Origin of the sequence: Streptomyces sp. NPDC086549 (genome assembly GCF_044746205.1) — a bacterium.
In the GTDB taxonomy this organism is placed as follows: Bacteria; Actinomycetota; Actinomycetes; order Streptomycetales; family Streptomycetaceae; genus Streptomyces.
In genome coordinates this window covers 1-14,513 of sequence record NZ_JBIVBS010000003.1, presented here as the reverse complement: position 1 = coordinate 14,513, position 14,513 = coordinate 1, and the positions used below count along the sequence as shown (strand labels likewise).

General features: G+C 71.7%; 15 protein-coding genes and 1 pseudogene. 13 read left to right on the top strand and 3 right to left on the bottom strand.

Features of this window, described 5'->3' with window-relative positions:
- Positions 1-33 precede the first annotated feature (33 nt).
- Together ACIPSA_RS11020 and ACIPSA_RS11015 are read left to right on the top strand one after the other, a co-directional pair.
- Positions 34-927 carry a DUF1963 domain-containing protein gene (locus ACIPSA_RS11020; RefSeq protein ID WP_402631823.1) on the top strand — a complete coding sequence of 298 codons (894 nt, stop codon included), beginning with the start codon at positions 34-36 and terminating at the stop codon, positions 925-927.
- 107 nt (positions 928-1,034) lie between these two features.
- Complete coding sequence (locus ACIPSA_RS11015) at positions 1,035-1,448, top strand: VOC family protein (RefSeq protein ID WP_402631820.1); 414 nt, start codon at positions 1,035-1,037, stop codon at positions 1,446-1,448.
- Here ACIPSA_RS11015 and ACIPSA_RS11010 read toward each other — a convergent pair.
- The gene (locus tag ACIPSA_RS11010) at positions 1,419-2,108 is read right to left on the bottom strand and encodes a helix-turn-helix domain-containing protein (protein WP_402631817.1); all 690 of its coding nucleotides are present in this window, start codon (positions 2,106-2,108) and stop codon (positions 1,419-1,421) included. The two genes, ACIPSA_RS11015 and ACIPSA_RS11010, sit on opposite strands and share 30 nt — an antisense overlap.
- Positions 2,109-2,118: 10 nt before the next feature.
- Positions 2,119-3,093, bottom strand: a complete 975-nt coding sequence (locus ACIPSA_RS11005; RefSeq protein ID WP_402631814.1) for an AraC family transcriptional regulator — start codon at positions 3,091-3,093, stop codon at positions 2,119-2,121.
- Between the two features lie 81 nt (positions 3,094-3,174).
- Between ACIPSA_RS11005 and ACIPSA_RS11000 the strand changes: the two genes are divergently transcribed.
- A complete protein-coding gene (locus tag ACIPSA_RS11000) occupies positions 3,175-4,023 on the top strand; it encodes an NmrA family transcriptional regulator (protein WP_402631811.1) in 849 nt (282 codons plus the stop codon).
- A 148-nt stretch (positions 4,024-4,171) separates the two neighbouring features.
- On the opposite strand, the gene ACIPSA_RS10995 is transcribed toward ACIPSA_RS11000, so the two are convergent.
- Positions 4,172-5,329 (bottom strand): YihY/virulence factor BrkB family protein, encoded by a 1,158-nt coding sequence (locus tag ACIPSA_RS10995; RefSeq protein ID WP_402631808.1) that lies wholly within the window; start codon positions 5,327-5,329, stop codon positions 4,172-4,174.
- A 152-nt stretch (positions 5,330-5,481) separates the two neighbouring features.
- Between ACIPSA_RS10995 and ACIPSA_RS10990 the strand changes: the two genes are divergently transcribed.
- The 10 genes and pseudogenes from ACIPSA_RS10990 to ACIPSA_RS10945 form a co-directional block, all read left to right on the top strand.
- A complete protein-coding gene (locus ACIPSA_RS10990) occupies positions 5,482-7,119 on the top strand; it encodes an acyl-CoA dehydrogenase family protein (protein ID WP_402631805.1) in 1,638 nt (545 codons plus the stop codon).
- 324 nt (positions 7,120-7,443) lie between these two features.
- Complete coding sequence (locus tag ACIPSA_RS10985) at positions 7,444-8,718, top strand: GAF domain-containing protein (protein ID WP_402633712.1); 1,275 nt, start codon at positions 7,444-7,446, stop codon at positions 8,716-8,718.
- 187 nt (positions 8,719-8,905) lie between these two features.
- On the top strand, positions 8,906-10,240 hold the full coding sequence (locus tag ACIPSA_RS10980) for a hypothetical protein (RefSeq protein WP_402631802.1): 1,335 nt from the start codon (positions 8,906-8,908) through the stop codon (positions 10,238-10,240).
- Positions 10,241-10,257: 17 nt separating this feature from the next.
- Complete coding sequence (locus ACIPSA_RS10975; RefSeq protein WP_402631799.1) at positions 10,258-10,830, top strand: GNAT family N-acetyltransferase; 573 nt, start codon at positions 10,258-10,260, stop codon at positions 10,828-10,830.
- Positions 10,831-10,957: 127 nt separating this feature from the next.
- Positions 10,958-11,041, top strand: a complete 84-nt coding sequence (locus ACIPSA_RS10970) for a putative leader peptide (protein ID WP_309486338.1) — start codon at positions 10,958-10,960, stop codon at positions 11,039-11,041.
- A gap of 147 nt (positions 11,042-11,188) precedes the next feature.
- Complete coding sequence (locus tag ACIPSA_RS10965; RefSeq protein ID WP_402631796.1) at positions 11,189-12,886, top strand: nitrite/sulfite reductase; 1,698 nt, start codon at positions 11,189-11,191, stop codon at positions 12,884-12,886.
- Positions 12,883-13,074, top strand: a complete 192-nt coding sequence (locus tag ACIPSA_RS10960; protein ID WP_402631793.1) for a hypothetical protein — start codon at positions 12,883-12,885, stop codon at positions 13,072-13,074. The genes ACIPSA_RS10965 and ACIPSA_RS10960 overlap by 4 nt, the downstream gene beginning before the upstream one ends.
- On the top strand, positions 13,071-13,781 hold the full coding sequence (locus ACIPSA_RS10955; RefSeq protein ID WP_402631790.1) for a phosphoadenylyl-sulfate reductase: 711 nt from the start codon (positions 13,071-13,073) through the stop codon (positions 13,779-13,781). The genes ACIPSA_RS10960 and ACIPSA_RS10955 overlap by 4 nt, the downstream gene beginning before the upstream one ends.
- Before the next feature lies 1 nt (position 13,782).
- Positions 13,783-14,352, top strand: a complete 570-nt coding sequence (gene cysC, locus ACIPSA_RS10950; protein WP_402631787.1) for an adenylyl-sulfate kinase — start codon at positions 13,783-13,785, stop codon at positions 14,350-14,352.
- Positions 14,349-14,513 (top strand): annotated as a pseudogene (locus tag ACIPSA_RS10945) (sulfate adenylyltransferase small subunit); the annotation flags it as partial. The gene cysC and the pseudogene ACIPSA_RS10945, both read left to right, overlap by 4 nt.

Below are 14,513 nucleotides of genomic sequence, written 5' to 3'. Positions count from 1 at the left end.
GACACCCGACCTGGCCCGTGAGGAGCACGTCCGATGGCACGTACCACCCCACCGCGTCCCCTCGATGTGGAGGCACTGTTTCCCGAGGTGGCGGTCCATCGGAAGGCTGCCGTCCGGCTGCATCCGCGTCGGGGGAACCCGGGCGCACGAGACAGCTCGCTCGGTGGGCCCGTGCTGTGGCCGCGTTCGCAGCCGTGGCCGCACTGCGAGGACGACCACCCGCGCACGGCGTTCTCCCCGCCTGCCGACGGGCAGATCCCGCTCGTCCCGGTTCTCCAGCTCTTCGCCGCCGACGTGCCTGAACCGAGCTTTCCGGACGGCACCGACGTGCTTCAGGTGTTGTGGTGCCCCTTCGACCACGAGCACGGATACGTACCCCGCCCCGAGATCTTCTGGCGCGACAGCGCCGAGAGCGGCCTCGAACCGGCTGACCCGCCCCGCCCCACCGGTGCCGACAGCGACTACCTGCCGGACCCGTGCGTCCTGCACCCGGAACGCGTCACCGACTACCCGCACTGGGACCTGCCGGACGGCCTCGCCGACGCACTGGAAGACAGGTTCGAGCAACTCGAGGAGGAATCCGGCTGGTCGTACTGGTCGCACCTCTCGGTGTCCGACGGGATCAAGGTCGGCGGCTACCCGACCTGGACGCAGGAACCGAACTGGCCCACATGCCCGACGTGCAGGCGGCGCATGGAGCATCTGCTGACCGTCAACAGCGCGGAGTTCGACGGCGAGAGCTGGCGGGCGTGGCTGCCCGTCGAGGACACCCCGGCCACGGGCACTATCTGGGACCTGCCCTACGAGGAACGAAGGCGGATCCAGAGCCCGCCGGGGCTCATGCTCGGCGACATGGGCGGCATATACCTGTTCGAATGCCCGAGCTGCCCCGGCAGGCCCTTCGCCTATCGCTCCGACTGCTCCTGACCCCGCCCCGTCCGGATCGAAGAACCGGACAGGTGCCGGCCGGGCAGCGGTCGCTCACGTCCGATTCCTTCAAGACCGGCCGCCCGCGCCCCTCCTACGGTGGCCGCATGACTCCACGATTCGCCGTGATCGGTGTGGTGGCCTCCGACCTGGCCGCCTCGCTCGCCTTCTACCGTCGCCTCGGGCTCGTCTTTCCCGAAGGCGCCGAGGATCAGCCGCATGTCGAGGCCGAGTTGCCCGGTGGGCTGGTCCTCGCCCTGGACACCGAGGAGACCGTCCGTTCCTTCCATGCCGGGTGGCGGGCACCGGACGGTGGAGGGCGGGTGGGGCTCGCCTTCCGGTGCGGGTCACCCGCCGAGGTGGACGCCGTGTACGAGGACCTGGTGGGCGCGGGGTACCACGGGGAGCTCAAGCCCTGGGACGCCTTCTGGGGGCAGCGGTACGCGACCGTGCACGACCCCGACGGCAACGGTGTCGATCTGTTCGCGCCCCTATCGGACGGCTCCGATCAGCTCGCCTAGCGTCGCGCCCGCCAACTCGCTCACCTCCCGGGCCAGATGAGGCTGGTCCGCGTACCCGGCGCGCACCGCCGTCTCCGCGAAGGGCACTCCGGAGCGGGCCAGCGCGAGCGCCTTCTGCATGCGGAGGATCCGGGCCAGGGTCTTGGGGCCGTAGCCGAAGGCGGTCAGGCAGCGGCGGTGCAACTGGCGTGCGCCCAGGTTGAGTTCGTCGGCCGTCGCGGCCACCGGGCGGCCCGCCGCCAGAGCCGTGACCAGGTGTCCGAGGAAGGGGTCGGGTGGGTCCAGGTCCGTGGCCCGCTCCAGCGCGATCTCCTCCAGTGCGGTCGCGGGGTCCGGTGCCGCGTTCACGCGGGCGCGCAGGCGTCGTACCTCCGCCGCGGGCCACAGGTCGGCCAACTCCACCCGCCGGTCGCGCAGTTCGTGCGCCGGTACGCCCAGGTGGGCGGGCGCGGTGCCGGGGTGGAAGCGGACGCCCGCCCAGCGGGCGGGCGGGCCCGCGGGGACGTACGCGCGTGTGTCCGGGCCCGCGACGAGCAGCCGGCCCTCGCTCCACAGCAGATCCATGCAGCCGTCGGGCAGCACCGGCCGGACGACGGGATCCTCCAGGGTGCGGCGCCACACGACGGCGCCGGTGAGCCGGGACGCCCTCTCCTCGTACACGTGCGCCAGGCTACGCCGTGCGTGTGCGGTGTTCCTGGGGGCTGACGCCGTAGACCCGCTTGAAGGCGCCGGACAGTGCGAAGGCGCTGCCGTAGCCGATCTGGCGGGCGATGGCGCCTATGGTGTCGTCGGTGTCGCGCAGGCGGTCGGCGGCGAGGGCGAGGCGCCAGCCGGTGAGGTAGGACATCGGGGGTTCGCCGACCAGGTCGGTGAAGCGGCGGGCGAGCGCCGCCCGCGACACGCCGGCCTTGGCGGCGAGGGACGCCACCGTCCAGGGGTGCGCCGGGTCGTTCTGCAGCAGCCTCAGCGCCCGGCCGACCACCGGGTCGGCCAGCGCCCGGTACCAGGCGGGGGCCTCCGCCTCCGGCCGGGAGAACCAGGCCCGGAGCGCGGCGATGACCAGCAGGTCGAGGAGGCGGTCGAGGACGACCTCCTGGCCGGGTTCGTCGCGCACGATCTCCTCCATGAGGAGCGGGGTGAGCGGGCACGGCCACACGTCGGAGGTGAGGGAGAGCAGCGGCGGGAGGGCGTCGAGCAGGCGGCCGCTGATCTCGCCCTGCATGAGGTAGGTGCCGATGAGCATGGCCGTGGAGCCGTCGGGGCGGTCGCCCCAGGTGCGTATGCCCAGGTCCATGGAGCCCTTCAGGGAGGTACCGTCGGGGTAGCGGCACTCGCCGCCCGGCAGGATCAGCGCCTGGGGCGTCGTGCCGGGGGCGTCGGCGCAGGTGTACGGGTCCGGGCCGCGGGCGATGGCCAGGTCACCGGCGCGCAGCCGTACCCGTTCGCCGCCGCCGTCCGGTGTGATCCAGGCGTCTCCGCGGATCATGAGCATGACCGTGAGCGGGGCGCGGTCCTCCACCCGTACGGCCCAGGGCGGGTCGAAGCACGCTCTGATCATGAAGGCGCCACGCGCGCGGGGGCCCTCCAGCAGGCATGCAAGGGGGTCCCCCCGCGTGAGCGTGTTCGAGCGTGGGGGAGCTTCCATGGGGTCAGCGTAGACGCGCACTTATGAGAATGAGCCGTTCAGCGATGGTCGCTCGGGGCGGGCCGGAGTTGACTCGGTGGCATGGCACAGGACACGCAGAACATGCGGAACATGACGGTGGTGGTGACGGGCGCGTCGGGTCGTACCGGGCGCCGGGTGGCGGACGCCGCGCGGGCGGCGGGGCTGGCGGTGCGGGAGGCGTCGCGGGCGCGGGGCTTCGACTGGCGGGACCGGTCGACCTGGGCGGACACGCTGCGGGGCGCCGAGGGGGCGTACCTGGTGTATCCGTCGGACGTGGGCTCGCCGGAGGCGGCGCTGGCAGTGGGGCTGCTCGCGCACGAGGCGGTCTCGCTCGGGGTACGGCGGCTGGTGCTGCTGTCGTCGCGGGGCGAGGAGGTGGCACGGCCGACGGAGGAGGCGCTGCGTGAGTCGGGGGCGGACTGGACGGTCGTACGGGCCGCCTGGTTCTTCCAGAACTTCAGTGAGGGTCCGCTGGTGGAGGGGTTGCGGGAGGGCGGGGAGCTGGTGTTCCCGGGCGGTGAGGTGCGCGAGCCGTTCATCGACGTGCGGGACATCGCGGACGTGGTGGTGGCGGTGCTCGGTGCGGTCGACGACCGGTACGCCGGCCGGGCTCTGGCCCTTACCGGGCCCCGGCTGCTGACGTTCGGGGCGGCGGTCGCGGAGATCGCGGCGGCGACGGGGCGCGAGCTGACGTACCGGCCCGTGCCGGCCCGGGAGTACGGCGAGATCCTGGCCGGGTTCGGAGTGCCGGCCGCGGAGGTCGAGTTCCTGGTGGACCTGTTCGAGTCGCTGCTCGACGGACGGAACGCGTACCTCTCGGACGGGGTGCGGGAGGTGCTGGGACGGGAGCCGCGGGACTTCGGGGACTTCGCGAGGGAGGCCGCGGCGGCCGGGGTGTGGAAGCCGTAGGCGGCGGTCGGACGGGGGGTGCTGCCGCCAGGATGGTCGCTCCCGCTGGGTGGTCGCTGCCGCCAGGTGATCGCTCCCCCGGGTGGTCGCTGCGGCCGGGCAGTCGCTGCCGCCAGGTGGTCGCTCCCGCCTGCCGGTTACGGCTGCGTCACTTGTCCTTCGGTGTCCCGTTGCCGCTTCCCTTGTGCGAGTGGTGGTGGGTGCTCTTCACGTGGGTGCGCAGTCGCGCCGTGACATCGTCCGGGGGCAGGAAGCGGGACCAGCGTTCCGGGAACTCGGACGGCATGTCGAGGTCGTCGGGGTCGGCCTCGCGGGCCGCGGCGACGCGGGCGACGTACTCGGCGACCTCCGCCTCGCGCAGCCGCTCGGTGGTGGCGCGGGCCGCGGCCGTGGCGGCGGCCGGCCAGACCCGGTCGATCGCGGCGTTCACCGCGGCGCCGACCAGCACGGCGAAGGCGGACACACCGATCCACAGGAGTACGGCGACCGCGGCGGCGAGGGAGCCGTAGATCGTGGCGCCCTCGATGGTGTTCGTGAGGTAGATGCGCAGCAGGAAGCTGCCCAGGATCCACATGGCCAGGGCGACCAGCGCGCCGGGCACGTCCTCGATCCACGGGGAGCGGACGGGCACGGACACGTGGTAGAGCGTCGTCAGGAAGGCGACCGACAGGACGATCACGACGGGCCAGTACAGGACCTGTACGACCGTCTCCGACCACGGCACGATCCGCACCACCGCGTCGGGCCCGGCCACCATCAGCGGCAGTGCCACCGAGCCGATCAGCAGGGCCACGATGAACAGCAGGAACGCCATGATCCGGGTCTTGACGATGCCGCGGACGCCGTCGAGGCCGTACATCACGGTGATCGTGTCGATGAAGACGTTCACCGCGCGGGAGCCCGACCACAGGGCGAACAGGAAGCCGATGGAGATGACGTCGGGGCGGCCGCCCTTCATCACGTCGTGCAGGATCGGCTCCGCGATCTCGCGTACGCCCTTGTCGGAGAGGATGGTGCGGGACGCCTCCAGGAGGTTGTTCTCCAGGCTGGCGATGGTGTCCGCGCCGGTCCAGTCGTCGACGTAGCCGAGCAGCCCGATCAGGCTGAGCAGCAGGGGCGGGACCGACAGCAGGGTGAAGAACGCCGCCTCGGCCGCGAGGCCGAGGATGCGGTACTCCATGCATGAGTCGACGGTGTCCTTCAGCAGCAGCCAGGCGGTCCTGCGCTTGGAGACGTTCCGGTAGAGGGCTCTGGCCCGGTGGAGCCGACCGGCCGGCTGCTCTGGGGGTTCACTTGCTGGCTGCACGACCTAAAGGTATCCGCCGCGCCGCACCCTCCTCACCTTCCGGGATGATCGCCGGGAGGGTCCCGCGGCCGGTGACCGGAGCGGACGCGTCCGGTCCGGGCGGTGTGTCAGTCTGGTGACCACCGTCGTCGGCTCCGGGCAGGTTCGCAGACATGGCACGCAGCACCACCCACACCGTGACGAACCAGCCTCCTGCGCTGGTCGGATACGACGTCTTCGCGGCCGACCGCGCCTTGGTGGAGGCCGTCGAGCGGCACACCGACGCCGGTGTGCTCGGCGAGGTGCGCGACGAGCTGTCCGCGCTGGGCCGGAGCGCGGGCTCGGCGCAGGTGCAGGAGTGGGGGGTGCAGGCGAACGAGAACCCGCCGCGGCTGCGCACGCACGACCGGTACGGGAACCGGATCGACGAGGTCGAGTTCCATCCGGCCTGGCACCGGCTGCTCGGCAAGGGGGTCGGGGCGGGGCTGACCACCGCGTGGGTGCGTCCGGCGGGGCATGTGCGGCGGGCGGCCGGGTTCCTGGTGTGGACGCAGGTGGACGCTGGCAACTGCTGCCCGCTGTCGATGACGCACGCGGCGGTTCCCGCGCTGCGCACCGATCCGGGGCTGGCCGCCGAGTGGGAGCCGCGGCTGACGTCCACGGTCTACGAGCGCGAGCTGCGGCCCGCCCGGCTGAAGGCCGGAGCTGTTTTCGGGATGGGCATGACCGAGAAACAGGGCGGCAGCGACGTGCGGGCGAACACGACCGTGGCACGGCCGCTCGCCGAGGACGGGACGTATGAGCTGACCGGGCACAAGTGGTTCTGCTCGGCGCCGATGTCGGACGGGTTCCTGGTCCTCGCCCAGGCCGACGGCGGGCTGACCTGCTTCCTGGTGCCGCGTGTGCTGGAGGACGGCGCGCGGAACACGTTTCTCGTCCAGCGGCTCAAGGACAAGCTGGGCAACCGGTCGAACGCCTCCGGTGAGGTCGAGTTCGACGGGACCTGGGCGCGCCGGGTGGGCGAGGAGGGGCGCGGGGTGCGGACGATCATCGAGATGGTCGCCGCGACCCGGCTCGACTGTGTGCTCGGCTCCGCGGGGCTGATGCGGCAGGCGGTGGCGCAGGCGGTGCACCACTGCTCGTACCGCGAGGCGTTCGGCGGGAAGCTGGTCGACAAGCCGCTGATGCGCAATGTTCTGGCCGACCTCGCGCTGGAGTCGGAGGCGGCGACGGCGCTCGCGCTGCGGCTGGCGGCCGCGTACGACGACGGGGGCGAGCAGGAGCGGGCGTTGCTGCGGCTGGCGGTGCCGGCCGCCAAGTACTGGGTGACGAAGCGCTGTGCGCCGGTGGCGGTGGAGGCGGCCGAGTGCCTGGGCGGCAACGGTTACGTCGAGGAGTGGGGGCTGCCGCGGCTGGTGCGCGAGTCGCCGCTGAACTCCATCTGGGAGGGCGCGGGGAACGTCCAGGCGCTGGACGTGCTGCGGGCGTTGCGGCGGGAGCCGGAGGCGTTCGACGCCTACCTTCTGGAGATCGGCCGGGCGCGCGGCGCCGATCACCGGCTGGATGCCGCGGTCAAGCATCTGCTGGCCGAACTCGGTGACCTGGAGGGTGCCGAGGGGCGTGGCCGGCGGCTGGTGGAGCGTATGGCGCTGGTGTTGCAGGGGTCGCTGCTGGTGCGGTACGCACCGCCGGAGGTCGCCGACGCGTTCTGCGCGTCCCGGCTGGGCGGCGACTGGGGCTCGGCGTTCGGCACGCTGCCGCACACCTTGGACCTTGCGTCGGTGGTGGCGCGGGCTCGGCCGGTTTCCTGACCTGCCCGAACGCCTCGTTTTCCGGCTCGCGGGCACAGGTCGCGGGGGTGGTGCCGCGCCGACACGGCACCACCCCCGGCTCACGGCCTGTTCGAGGCCACGAACGCCGCCCGGGGCGGCGCTGCTCAAGTTTCAGACACGCTCCGGCCGTTCGCCAGGGTTGCAAGGGGTTGCAACTTGTTGGCATATATGCGCGGACCGTGTTCCTCACGGGCCGTCGAACGGCACTATGAGACGTGCAGTCGGACCGGAACCCGCCACCCGGACGGCTCGGCAACCGTGTGTTCCAGCGTTTCCGGGAGGACCCCCGTGGCGAACCCGCCGATGAATGTGGCGCAACTCGCCGCCGTCGACGCGGTGCAGGCGGCTCGGCTGCTCAGTGAGGTGCGGGAGGCCGCGCTCGCCGGAGAGCGTACGCGGATCGCGCCCCGGCCGGTGATCGGGCAGTCCTGGGGGCGGATGCTGCGCAGCGGGGTCGACCCGGACCGCGATTTCAGGTCCGGGCTGCTCGGCGCCGGGGAGCTGCGGCGCAGGCGGGAGGAGTCGCCGTTGCGGCATGTGCTGCCGGTGCTGCGGGAGGGGCTGCTCTCGGTGGCGGACGTCGCCCGGCACATCATGGTGGTCGCGGACGCGGACGGCCGGGTGTTGTGGCGGGAGGGCTGTTCGCCGGTGCTGCGCAAGGCGGACGGGGTCGGGCTGGAGCTGGGCGCGGACTGGCGGGAGGACGTCGTCGGCACCAACGGTGTGGGCACGGTGGCCGTGGTGCGCCGGCCCGTCCAGGTCTTCGCGGCCGAGCACTTCGCGCGGTCGCACACGTCCTGGACGTGTGCGGGCGCCCCGATCACCGATCCCCGGGACGGCGCGCTGCTGGGCGTGGTGGACGTCAGCGGTCCCCTGGAGACGATGCATCCGGCCACGCTCGCCTGGGTGGACTCGGTGGCCAGGCTCGCCGAGGCACGGCTGCGGGAGCTGCACCTGAACTCGTTGGAGCGCTTGCGTGCCGTGGCGGCCCCGGTCCTTGCCCGGCTCGACGGGCGGGCGCTGGTGGTGGACCGGGACGGCTGGACGGCGGCGGTCACCGGGATGCCGTACGTGCGGCGGGTCGCGCTGCCCAAGTCCCTGTCGGCGGGCCGTCGGTGGCTGCCGGCGCTCGGGCTGTGCTCGGTGGAGCCGCTGGCCGGGGGCTGGCTGGTGCGTGTGGTGGACGATGCGCCGCCGTCCGGCGTCTCCCGTGTGGTGCTGGATCTCACCCAGCCGCGCCGCTGGTCGGTGTCCGTCTCCGGTTGCGCGGGCTCCTGGTCGCGTGAACTCAGTCCCCGGCATGCCGAGTTGCTGTACCTGCTGGCGGTGCGCCGGTCGGGCCGCAGCGCGGCGGGCCTGGCGGAGGACATGTTCGGTGATCCGTCCCGTACGGTGACGGTCCGGGCGGAGATGTCGCGGATCCGGCGGTATCTGGGGGCGTTTCTGGAACACCGGCCGTATCGTTTCTGCGAAGACGCGGAAGTCGAGGTGCTGTTGCCCGACGACCCCCGTGACCTGCTGCCGCACTCGACGGCCCCGGCGGTCACCCAGGGGTGGGCGACGGCACACACTCCGTGAAAGGGTACCGCCGCCGGCATATGCCTTGTACCGATTCGGCGCATCCGGGGGGTGTCTTCCGCATTTTTGCAGGGTCTTCGGCCTGTGCCGCGTCCGGCTGTCGTAGCATCCCCTCTACGGGCCTCCCCACCTGCTCCTTGGTCAACGTACAGACCATCAGGCGCAGTTGGCCCGCCAGGGAGGAAGCATGAAGCATCGCGGCAGACATCGCCGGCGCAAGCGGGGCCGTGCCCTGCGTGCGTTCCTGGCCGGAACCGCGATCGCGCTCACCGCGGCCGCCACCATGATCAGCGCCTCGCAGGCCACGGTCGCCGAGGACCTGGGCGCGCTGAAGCCGGTCACCTCCTCCGCCGAGACCGGGAAACTGCGACTCCAGGAGCATCTGGTGCCGCGGCGCACGCTCGACCGGCTGGCCGGTGCGATGGGCCGCCCGGTCGGTGTCTCCGCCGTACTGGACAGCGCCGACCGCACCCTGCTCGACGCGGCCGACTGCACCTCCGCCGAGCGGGAGTCGCTGCCCGCCGCGCCGGGGGCCGCGCACGCGTACTGCTGGGACCCCTCCGACAGCGCCACGCCGGACTGGCGACCCGCGTCGGTGACCACGTCCGGGGACGCCGACGACGACGGCCTCTGGGGCGCGAACCGGGTGATCCTGGCCGGCTGGACACACAGCACGACCTCCGGCCCCGCCGCCGAACGGGGCCTGGCCCGGGTCGCCTTCGTCGACGCCGACGACCCCGCCCGTCCCGCGTACGGCTGGGTACTGCTGGTGGTCCCGACCGCCGACGGCCGTGACTACCGGGGCCTGGCCTCGCATGTCTCAGGCATGGTGTGGTACCAGGACAAACTGCTGGTCACCACGGAGGCGGGCGACAGCGACGCCCTCTACGTCTACGACCTCAACCGCATACAGCGCACCACGGTCGACAGCCCGGCGATCGGCAAAGTGCCCGGCGGCTGGTCGGCCGACGGCTACCGGTTCGTGATGCCGGCGGTGGGCACCTACCGCTTCCCGGCCGGACGATGCTCCGCCTCCGGGCCGCCCTGTCCGGGCAGCCTCTCCCTCGACCGCGGCTCGGCGCCCGACAGTCTCGTCATGAGCGAGTGGACCCCGGCCGACAGCGACCGGCACGCCCGCCTGTGGCGCTACGACTTCAGCAGGGATCCCGCCCGCAGCGGCCTGCTCGCCACGGACCCGGCGGGGCGGGTGGACGCCGTCGAGGCGTACGAGACACGGGCCGCCGGAATCCGGGGCGTGCTGGCCCACCACCCGCCCGGGACGACACGGACCGCCTGGTACGTCGGACGCCAGGCCGATTCCCCGGACGGCCGCGGCAGCCTGTGGCGCCAGGACTCCGCGGGCGCGAAGGCCGCCCGCTGCGGCTCGGACGCGACCCACCACTGCTGGGCACAGGGCGCGGGGCCGCTCTCCTACTGGCAGGAGACGGGCGAGGTCTGGTCACTGTCGGACCGGATGCTGTTCTCCGTCCCGCTGAGCTCGATCGACAGTTCACTGGGGTAGATGATTCCCTGGCCTGCATGAGCAGCGTCATCGTCACCACCTGGTCCCTGGAGCAGACGTCCCCGGCCGACCTCCTTCCCGCGGCCGCCCCCGACGGCGACGTCCGGATCGTCCTCTCCGAGGTCCCCTCCCCCGAGTTCAGCCGCTTCCTCTACGCCTCGGTGGGCGGTGACATCCTGTGGACCGACCGGCTCGGCTGGACCTACGCCCGGTGGCAGGAGCACCTGGACCGGCCGGGTGTGGAGACGTGGGTGGCCTACGACCGGGGCACGCCCGCCGGCTACGTCGAGCTCGACCCCCAGGACGACGGGGCCGTGGAGATCAGCTACTTCGGTCTGATCCCAGCCTTCCGGGGACGGCGGATCGGTGGACACCTGCTGTCCTACGGCACGGCCCGGGCATGGGACCTGGCGGAACGCCGGCCGGAGCGCGTCCCGACGAAGCGGGTGTGGCTGCACACGTGCAGCAAGGACGGCGAGCACGCCATGGCCAACTACCAGCGCCGCGGCTTCAAGCTGTTCGACACCAAGGTCGAGGAGGAGGCCGAGGCGCCCACGCCGGGCCCCTGGTCCGGGGCCTACCCCGCCTGACCTGCGCCGACAAGACCCCGCGCACATCGTGTGACCGACGACACCCTTGTCTCGCATGCCGGGACAAGGGTGTCCGCATGATGGATAAAGCTGGACTGTGTCCAGATCTCCGTGACACGCTTCCGTCATGTCTGGAACTGGAATTGCCTTGGTGAGTCGGCGGCACGTCGACCTCGGCCGCATGTCCAGCGCCATCTGTCCGGCGAGCTGAACTGCCCCTGGTGGCCTTCGGCCACGGGCCCAGCAACGCCGACATTCCCCGTTTTCACCTCTCGCGCAATGACGCGCACGTATGCCCCAATGCGCCCATATGCGCAGGTCAAAGCCGCTTTCCGCCGGTCCCGAAGGACGTAGAACCATGGCCGCCACCCCGCAGAACCCTGCCGCCTCCGCGCCCCGCCGCAGGGTGAGCCGTCATCGCGGTGAGGGTCAGTGGGCCGCGGGGCACTTCACCCCGCTCAACGGCAACGAACAGTTCAAGAAGGACGACGACGGTCTCAATGTGCGGACACGCATTGAGACGATCTACTCCAAACGCGGCTTCGACTCGATCGACCCCAACGACCTGCGCGGGCGTATGCGCTGGTGGGGGCTCTACACCCAGCGCCGTCCCGGGATCGACGGCGGCAAGACCGCGATCCTGGAGCCGGAGGAGCTGGACGACACCCACTTCATGCTGCGGGTGCGGATCGACGGCGGACGGCTCACCACCCAGCAGCTGCGGGTCATCGGTGAGATCTCCCAGGAGTTCGCGCGGGGCACCGCGGACATCACCGACCGGCAGAACGTGCAGTACCACTGGATCCGGATCGAGGACGTTCCCGAGATCTGGGAGCGCCTCGAAGCGGTCGGGCTCTCCACGACCGAGGCCTGCGGTGACACCCCCCGCGTCATCCTCGGCTCGCCCGTCGCCGGGATCGCCGAGGACGAGATCATCGACGGCACCCCGGCCGTCGACGAGATCCAGCGCCGGATCATCGGCAACAAGGACTTCTCCAACCTGCCCCGCAAGTTCAAGTCCGCGATCTCCGGCTCCCCGCTGCTCGACGTGGCGCACGAGATCAACGACATCGCGTTCGTGGGTGTCGAGCACCCCGAGCACGGCCCCGGCTTCGACCTGTGGGTCGGCGGCGGCCTGTCCACCAACCCGAAGATCGGCGTCCGGCTCGGCGCCTGGGTGCCGCTGGACGAGGTCCCCGACGTCTATGAGGGCGTCATCTCGATCTTCCGGGACTACGGCTACCGGCGCCTTCGTACGCGCGCCCGCCTGAAGTTCCTGGTGGCGGACTGGGGCGCGGAGAAGTTCCGGCAGGTGCTGGAGGACGAGTACCTCAAGCGGAAGCTCGTCGACGGACCCGCGCCCGCCCAGCCCGTGGAGCGGTGGCGCGACCACGTCGGTGTGCACCGGCAGCAGGACGGCCGCTACTACGTCGGCTTCGCGCCGCGCGTCGGCCGGGTCGACGGCACCACGCTGTCGAAGATCGCCGACCTCGCCGAGGCACACGGTTCGGGCCGGGTCCGCACGACCGCCGAGCAGAAGATGCTCGTGCTGGACGTCGACGAGACCCAGGTCGACTCGCTCGTCGAGGGGCTGGAGGCACTGGACCTCACCGTGCACCCGTCCCCGTTCCGGCGCGGCACCATGGCCTGCACCGGCATCGAGTACTGCAAGCTCGCCATCGTGGAGACGAAGGCGCGCGGCATCTCGCTGATCGACGAGCTGGAGCGCCGGCTCCCGGACTTCGACGAGCCGCTCACCATCAACATCAACGGCTGCCCGAACGCCTGCGCCCGTATCCAGGTGGCGGACATCGGCCTCAAGGGCCAGCTCGTCCTCGACGACAAGGGCGAGCAGGTCGAGGGCTTCCAGGTGCACCTGGGCGGCGCGCTGGGCCTGGAGGCCGGGTTCGGCCGCAAGGTCCGCGGCCTGAAGGTCACCTCGCAGGAGCTGCCGGACTACGTCGAGCGCGTGCTCAAGCGGTTCCAGGCGGAGCGCGAGGACGGCGAACGGTTCGCGACGTGGGCCGCCCGAGCTTCCGAGGAGGCACTGTCGTGAGCGAGCGTGCGGCGCCTTTCTACTGCCCCTACTGCGGCGACGAGGACCTGCGTCCGAGCGAGGCGCTCGAAGGCGGTCACGGCGCCTGGGAATGCGCGGCGTGCAACCGCGCTTTCCAGCTGAAGTTCCTCGGGCTGCTCGCCAGGGGGCTTCAGCGAGCCGACAACGGAGGGGACGACCGGATATGACGACGGCTCAGGAAGAGCGTACGGCCGAGGAGTTGAAGGCGCTCGCCGAGCAGGCGGGACGTGACCTGGAGGACGCCTCCGCCCTGGAGATCCTCCAGTGGGCGGCGGACACCTTCGGCAGGCGCTTCTGTGTGACCTCCTCGATGGAGGACGCGGTGGTCGCCCATCTCGCATCCCGTGCGATGAAGGGCGTGGACGTCGTCTTCCTCGACACCGGCTACCACTTCCCGGAGACCATCGGCACCCGCGACGCGGTCGAGGCCGTGATGGACGTCAACGTCATCACGCTCACCCCGCGTCAGACGGTCGCCGAGCAGGACGCGGAGTACGGCCCGAAGCTGCACGACCGCGACCCCGACCTGTGCTGCAAGCTCCGCAAGGTCCAGCCGCTGGAGGAGGGCCTGAAGGACTACCAGGCCTGGGCGACCGGTCTGCGCCGCGACGAGTCCCCGACCCGGGCGAACACCCCCGTCGTCGGCTGGGACGAGAAGCGCCGGAAGGTCAAGATCTCCCCGATCGCCCGCTGGACGCAGGAGGACGTGGACGCGTACGTCGCCGAACACGGCGTACTGACCAACCCCCTGCTGATGGACGGCTACGCCTCCGTCGGCTGCGCCCCCTGCACCCGCCGGGTCCTGGCGGGCGAGGACGCGCGGGCCGGCCGCTGGGCGGGCCGCGCCAAGACCGAGTGCGGGCTGCACGGCTGACATGACCGTGCCCACTACGACATTGGAGAACGACGTGACGACCGGAGCCACCGTCTGGCTCACGGGTCTGCCGAGTGCCGGCAAGACCACCATCGCGTACGAGCTGGCCGGCCGGCTGCGTGCGGAGGGCCACCTCGTCGAGGTGCTCGACGGTGACGAGATCCGCGAGTTCATCTCGGCGGGCCTCGGCTTCAGCCGCGAAGACCGGCACACCAACGTGCAGCGCATCGGCTTCCTCGCCGAGCTGCTCGCCCGCAACGGCGTCAAGGCGCTGGTCCCGGTCATCGCGCCCTACGCCGACAGCCGCGAGGCGGTACGGGGGCGCCACCAGGAGGGCGGGACGCCGTACCTGGAGGTGCACGTGGCGACCCCGGTCGAGGTGTGCTCCGTACGCGATGTGAAGGGTCTGTACGCCAAGCAGGCCGCGGGCGAGCTGACGGGGCTCACCGGGGTCGACGACCCGTACGAGGCGCCCGAGTCGCCCGATCTGCGGATCGAGTCGCAGAACCAGACCGTGCAGGAGTCCGCGGCGTCGTTGCACGCCCTGCTCATCGAGAGGGGACTGGCATGACGACGCCCGTCGCGACGGCCGAGGAGGGCACGGGCACGCCCTACACCCTCTCCCACCTGGACTCGTTGGAGTCCGAGGCGGTGCACATCTTCCGTGAGGTGGCGGGCGAGTTCGAGCGGCCGGTGATCCTGTTCTCCGGCGGCAAGGACTCCATCGTCATG

Coding starts and splice junctions, on each gene's coding strand:
- ACIPSA_RS11020 (WP_402631823.1), top strand. CDS start 34: ATGGCACGTACCACCCCACCGCGTCCCCTCGATGTGGAGGCACTGTTT.
- ACIPSA_RS11015 (WP_402631820.1), top strand. CDS start 1,035: ATGACTCCACGATTCGCCGTGATCGGTGTGGTGGCCTCCGACCTGGCC.
- ACIPSA_RS11005 (WP_402631814.1), bottom strand. CDS start 3,093: ATGGAAGCTCCCCCACGCTCGAACACGCTCACGCGGGGGGACCCCCTT.
- ACIPSA_RS11000 (WP_402631811.1), top strand. CDS start 3,175: ATGGCACAGGACACGCAGAACATGCGGAACATGACGGTGGTGGTGACG.
- ACIPSA_RS10990 (WP_402631805.1), top strand. CDS start 5,482: ATGGCACGCAGCACCACCCACACCGTGACGAACCAGCCTCCTGCGCTG.
- ACIPSA_RS10985 (WP_402633712.1), top strand. CDS start 7,444: ATGAATGTGGCGCAACTCGCCGCCGTCGACGCGGTGCAGGCGGCTCGG.
- ACIPSA_RS10980 (WP_402631802.1), top strand. CDS start 8,906: ATGAAGCATCGCGGCAGACATCGCCGGCGCAAGCGGGGCCGTGCCCTG.
- ACIPSA_RS10975 (WP_402631799.1), top strand. CDS start 10,258: ATGAGCAGCGTCATCGTCACCACCTGGTCCCTGGAGCAGACGTCCCCG.
- ACIPSA_RS10970 (WP_309486338.1), top strand. CDS start 10,958: ATGTCTGGAACTGGAATTGCCTTGGTGAGTCGGCGGCACGTCGACCTC.
- ACIPSA_RS10965 (WP_402631796.1), top strand. CDS start 11,189: ATGGCCGCCACCCCGCAGAACCCTGCCGCCTCCGCGCCCCGCCGCAGG.
- ACIPSA_RS10955 (WP_402631790.1), top strand. CDS start 13,071: ATGACGACGGCTCAGGAAGAGCGTACGGCCGAGGAGTTGAAGGCGCTC.
- cysC (WP_402631787.1), top strand. CDS start 13,783: ATGACCGTGCCCACTACGACATTGGAGAACGACGTGACGACCGGAGCC.